At 70.2% G+C, this 5,285-nt stretch carries 5 protein-coding genes and 1 pseudogene; 2 read left to right on the forward strand and 4 right to left on the reverse strand.

Features of this window, described 5'->3' with window-relative positions; genetic code table 11:
* Together VR44_RS03695 and VR44_RS03700 are read right to left on the reverse strand one after the other, a co-directional pair.
* Nucleotides 1-184 (reverse strand): annotated as a pseudogene (locus VR44_RS03695) (glucosamine-6-phosphate deaminase); the annotation flags it as partial.
* A gap of 136 nt (nt 185-320) precedes the next feature.
* On the reverse strand, nt 321-1,082 hold the full coding sequence (locus VR44_RS03700; RefSeq protein ID WP_045945899.1) for an SDR family oxidoreductase: 762 nt from the start codon (nt 1,080-1,082) through the stop codon (nt 321-323).
* Between the two features lie 85 nt (nt 1,083-1,167).
* Between VR44_RS03700 and VR44_RS03705 the strand changes: the two genes are divergently transcribed.
* Both VR44_RS03705 and VR44_RS03710 read left to right on the forward strand, forming a co-directional pair.
* Entirely contained in the window at nt 1,168-1,761 is a 594-nt protein-coding gene (locus tag VR44_RS03705) for a TetR/AcrR family transcriptional regulator (protein WP_045945900.1), read from the forward strand.
* A 371-nt stretch (nt 1,762-2,132) separates the two neighbouring features.
* On the forward strand, nt 2,133-3,602 hold the full coding sequence (locus VR44_RS03710) for a sensor histidine kinase (RefSeq protein WP_045945901.1): 1,470 nt from the start codon (nt 2,133-2,135) through the stop codon (nt 3,600-3,602).
* A 118-nt stretch (nt 3,603-3,720) separates the two neighbouring features.
* On the opposite strand, the gene VR44_RS03715 is transcribed toward VR44_RS03710, so the two are convergent.
* Together VR44_RS03715 and VR44_RS03720 are read right to left on the reverse strand one after the other, a co-directional pair.
* Nucleotides 3,721-3,978 carry a WhiB family transcriptional regulator gene (locus tag VR44_RS03715; RefSeq protein ID WP_003953983.1) on the reverse strand — a complete coding sequence of 86 codons (258 nt, stop codon included), beginning with the start codon at nt 3,976-3,978 and terminating at the stop codon, nt 3,721-3,723.
* A gap of 320 nt (nt 3,979-4,298) precedes the next feature.
* Nucleotides 4,299-5,264 carry a diacylglycerol/lipid kinase family protein gene (locus tag VR44_RS03720; protein WP_045945902.1) on the reverse strand — a complete coding sequence of 322 codons (966 nt, stop codon included), beginning with the start codon at nt 5,262-5,264 and terminating at the stop codon, nt 4,299-4,301.
* Nucleotides 5,265-5,285: the final 21 nt, after the last annotated feature.

Raw genomic sequence — 5,285 nt, forward strand, 5'->3', positions numbered from 1 at the left:
GGGCACGGGAGGCGTCGACCTCGCCGGCCGCGACCTTGGCGGCGAGGGCTTCGTAGACGGGCAGCGGGGTAGAGCCGGTCGCCACGCCCAGCAGGGCGTCGGGCTTGCGGCGGACCAGGGCGGCCATGGCCTCCGCGATGAGCTCGCCGCCTGCCTTGGCGTCCGGGACGATGACAACTTCCACGCGGGGCCTGCCGATCTGAGAGGTGTGGGCGCTTGTGGTATAGACCAATCTAGCAGAGCGCGCCCGCCCACGGCGGCCCTCCGCCCACATCCATCGTCCCGCCGTTCCCGGCCCCGCGCCCGGCCGGCGGCGGGCCCTACAGCAGCGCCAGCTGCAAGCCGCCCGTGGCGGACAGGTGCTGGCCCGTGACCCAGCGGGAGTCCGGGGAAGCCAGGAAGGCCACCACGTCGGCCACCTCCTCCACCGTGCCCACCCGGTTGAAGACCGACCGGGACGCGGCGTGCGCCCGGGCCGCCGGATCGGCCAGCCAGGCCGCGTTCAGCTCGGTCTCGGTGATTCCGGGGCCCACCGAGTTCACCGTGATCCCGCGCGGCGCGAGCGCGGCGGCCAGCGACACCGTCAGCGCGTTCACGGCGCCCTTGGCCATGATCGTGGCGAGGATCGCCGGCAGCGCGATGTCCGGGGTGCCGGTCACGTTGACGATCCGGCCGCCGTCCGCGAGCCGCTCCAGCCCGTGCTTGATCACGAAGAACGGCGCCTGCGCGTTGACCGCCTGGACCCGCTGGAAGGTCTCCTCGTCCGTCTCGCCGATGCCCGCGAAGGCCGCCGCCCCCGCGTTGTTGACGAGCACGTCCACCCGCTCGGTGTGCGCCGGGTGGGCCTCGTACGCCGCCCAGAGCGCCTGCGCGTCGCCCGGCACCCCGAGCTCCGCCCCGATCGCGAAGGCCCGGCCGCCCTCGGACTCGATCGCGGCGACCGTCTCCTTCGCCGCCGCCTCGTTGCGCCCGTAGTGCACGGCGACCAGCGCCCCGTCACGCGCCAGCCGCTGCGCCACGGCCCGCCCGATACCCCGGCTGCCGCCCGTGACCAGTGCCGTCTTCCCCTTGAGCACGCCCATGACGCGCCCCCCTCCATCATTCGCTAGCGGTCGCTACAGAAAGGACCGTATCAGATTCCCTAGTGACCGCTATAGAATCGTCCGCATGGTGACAGGACAGCGCGGCAGGCCCCGCTCCTTCGACCGGGACGCCGCCCTCGACAAGGCGATGCTGACCTTCTGGGAGCACGGCTACGAGGCCACGTCCATCTCCGACCTGACCCGCACCCTGGGCATCGGCGCGCCCAGCCTCTACGCGGCCTTCGGCGACAAGCGCAAGCTCTTCGACGAGGTGGTGGTGGTCTACGGCAGCCGCTACGGGGACTTCGCGGCCGTCGCGCTCCGGGAGGAGCCCACCGCCGGCGCGGCCATCGGGCGGATCCTGCGGGAGGCGGCCGAGATCTACACCGACCCGGCGCACCCGCCGGGCTGCATGGTGATCAGCGCGGCCGCCAACACCACCTCGCAGGAGGTGGCCGAGGCCCTGCGGGAGCGCCGCAACGCCAACCTGGCCCTGTTCGAGAGCCGGATCAGGGCCGACGTCGCGAGCGGGGTGCTGCCCGCGGACACGGACGCGCGGGCGCTGGCCCGCTACGCGGGGGCGGTGCTACAGGGGATGAGCCAGCAGTCGCGCGACGGGGCGACCCGGGAGGAACTGGAGGCGGTCGCGGAACGGGCACTGCTGGCCTGGCCGGCGTGACCCCGTGGTGATTCCGCACCGTTCGGCATTTCCTCTGGGCCACGGTGCAGGACGGGACCCTCAACCCGTCCGGCACCGTAGCCCGGAGTACTCACGGCCGTCAGGTGTGCGGTTCCCGGCGGCCGGTTGGAGGGGCCGCCGCGGTCAGGGCAGAACGCGCGGCCACCTCTATCCGTCCTCCTGTGCGGGGAGGGCGGAAGCTTCAGACAATTGTGGACTAGACCAATCTGTCCTGTCCATCCAAAGCGCGGGACTACTGGCCCGTCACTTCCTCCAACAGTACGCGGACTGTGCCCTTCCTGGATACTCCCCAGTACAGGTCGTGGGGAAAGTCATCCCCATACCCGGGGTACGCTCGCAATGTGCCCTCCATGAACGATCTCGTACGCCAGCACACCGCTCTCGGTGAAACCGACCTGGAGTGGCTCCACCTGCTGGTCTCGGAGTGGCAACTGCTCTCCGACCTGTCCTTCGCGGACCTCGTGCTCTGGGTCCCCACCCTCGACGGCACCCGCTACGTCTCCGTCGCCCAGATGCGGCCGAACACGGGTCCGACCTCGTACCAGGACGACATGGTCGGCCACCTCGTACCGCGCGGCCGCCGCCCGCTGCTGGACGCCGCGCTCGACGAGGGCCGGATCGTGCGCGAGGGGGACCCGGAGTGGCGCGAGGAGGTGCCGGTCCGCGTCGAGTCGATCCCCGTCCGCCGCGAGGGCCGGGTCCTGGGCGTGATCGCACGCAACACCAACCTGCTCACTGTGCGTACACCGAGCCGGCTGGAGCTCACCTACCTCCAGTCCGCCTCCGACCTCGCGCAGATGATCGCCGCGGGCTCCTTCCCGTTCCCCGGGCAGCAGGTCGACATGGACGCCTCCCCGCGCGTCGGCGACGGCCTGATGCGCCTCGACGCCGACGGCGTGGTGACCTACGCGTCCCCCAACGCCCTCTCCGCCTACCACCGGCTCGGCCTCGCCGCCGACCTGGTGGGCCAGCACCTGGGCACCACCACCGCCGAACTCGCCCCGTCCCGGGGCCCGGTGGACGAGGCGCTCGTCAAGCTCGCCAGTGGCTGGGCCCCCCGGGAGACCGAGGTCGAGGGCAACGGCGGGGTCATCCAGCTCCGCGCGATCCCGCTCAAGCCCAAGGGGACCCGGATCGGCTCACTGGTCCTCTGCCGCGACGTCACCGAACTGCGCCGTCGCGAACGTGAACTGATCACCAAGGACGCGACCATCCGGGAGATCCACCACCGGGTGAAGAACAACCTCCAGACGGTGGCCGCGCTGCTGCGGCTCCAGGCCCGCCGGATGGATTCGGAGAGCGGGCGCGAGGCGCTCAACGAGGCGGTGCGCCGCGTCGGCTCGATCGCGATCGTGCACGAGACCCTCTCCCAGAACCTGGACGAGCGGGTCGAGTTCGACGAGATCGCCGACCGCGTGATCGCGATGGTCGCCGAGATCTCGCCCGGCAAGGTGCAGTGCCGGCGCATCGGACGGTTCGGGATCCTGGACGCGGAGGTGGCCACTCCGCTGTCGATGGTGCTGACCGAGATCCTCCAGAACGCGCTGGAGCACGCCTTCACCCAGGGGGAGGGCGGCACGGTGGAGGTGACCGCCGCCCGCAGCGGATCGGGCCGCGCCGACGGGCGGCTGCTGATCACGGTCCTCGACGACGGCTCCGGCCTGCCCGAGGGCTTCGACCCCCAGAAGGCCGGCAACCTCGGGCTGCAGATCGTCCGGACCCTCGTGGAGGGGGAGCTCGGCGGCACCTTCGACATGGTCCGCGCCGAGCCGCGCGGCACCAAGGTCGTCCTCGACGTCCCGGTCAGCTCCCAGAAGTAGCCCGGCCGGGGAAAGCACTGAGCCCCGGACCGAAGGGTGATCGGTCCGGGGCTCAAGAGCACGTTGCTAAGCGCTATACGGGTACTACGCGCTGCGCGTCGAGGCTCGAAAGTCGATATCAGGCGCTGGCGTTGCGCGCCCGGTTGCGAGCGGCGCGGCGCTTCATGGCGCGGCGCTCGTCCTCGCTCAGACCGCCCCAGACACCGGAGTCCTGGCCGGACTCGAGCGCCCACTGCAGGCACTGCTCCATGACGGGGCAACGGCGGCAGACGGCCTTGGCTTCCTCGATCTGCAGCAGCGCAGGACCGGTGTTGCCGATGGGGAAGAAGAGCTCGGGGTCTTCCTCGCGGCAAACGGCGTTGTGACGCCAGTCCATGGCTGCTCCATCTCCTTGTATTGCGGGCAGGTTGCTTGTGAATGTGAACGCTTTCACGAATCCCCCCGTGAGGGAAGGGCCGACGCCCAGTTGCCTGGTGCGGTCCGAAGATTCGTGGTGGGGTTCTGGCGCTCTGTGTGGGTGCCGGGTTCTGCGGGCTGTCCCGATCGCCATGTAGAGATTCGCAAACCTCGGACGGGGATACAACCCCTTCCGGAAAGTTTTTTTGGATTCGTCGGTGTCGACTAGGTCACAGCCCTAGTTCTTGGGGGTGGACCGGCGTGTAAACGTTCGACTGAAAGGACTTTGGGCTCTTCTACTCACACAATCACACGCAGTGCACGGCGAACGCCTGTGAACCGAACGCTGGTGCGCACTCCGAGGTGATCGCCGTCCATCTGGAAAGGGAGGGGAACCTTCGAATGCAAGGTGAAGTCGGTCAGATCGTGCAGAGACACGGCATGCTTGCCGCGCGGACCGCGCTCAGGAGTCGAGGTCAGGAGCTGTGTCGCGTACCGCGCGACCGCCGGAGTTGACAAACGGTCCAGCGCCAATACGTCAAGCGCGGTGTCGAACGAGGCCTCCGGAGAGGCGTACAGCGGGCGATTTCCCAGGTACGTCCACGGCGAGGTGTTGCAGACTATCGACAGCACCAGATCCGTCACCGGATCCGCGCCCGGCTGTTCCAGCGTGATCGTCCCGTGCCGGCGGTTGGGTTCCTCCCAGAACTGCCGCATCAGCTGTCGTACATACAGAGCGTGCGTCGAACGCTTGCCGCGCTCCCGCTGCTGTTCGACCCGCCCCACCACGCCCGCGTCGAAGCCGAAGCCCGCGCAGAACGTGAACCAGCGCGACGGGACCCCCTCGTCCTCGGTACCCGGCACCCCCTCGGCCAGCCCCAGCCCCACCGTCCGCTCGCGCCGCTCCCGCAGCGCGTCCAGCAGGGCACCGGTCGCCTCGACCGAATCGTTCGGCAGCCCGAGCGCCCGGGCGAAGACGTTCGTGGAACCCCCGGGCACCACCGCGAGCCGCGGCAGCCGCTCCGGATCCGGGCCGTCGTGCAGCAGCCCGTTCACCACCTCGTTGACGGTGCCGTCACCGCCCAGCGCCACCACGAGGTCCAGCCCCTCGTGCGCGGCCTTGCGCCCCAGGTCCCGGGCGTGACCCCGGTACTCGGTGGTCACCGCCTCCAGCTTCATCTCGCTGGCCAGGGCGTGCGTCAGGACGTCGCGCGTGCGCGCACTGGTGGTCGTCGCTGCTGGGTTGGCCACGAGAAGTGCACGCATGGTCGCCAGACTACCCACCCT

It is taken from the genome of Streptomyces katrae (assembly GCF_000966975.1).
GTDB classification, from domain to species: domain Bacteria; phylum Actinomycetota; class Actinomycetes; order Streptomycetales; family Streptomycetaceae; genus Streptomyces; species Streptomyces katrae.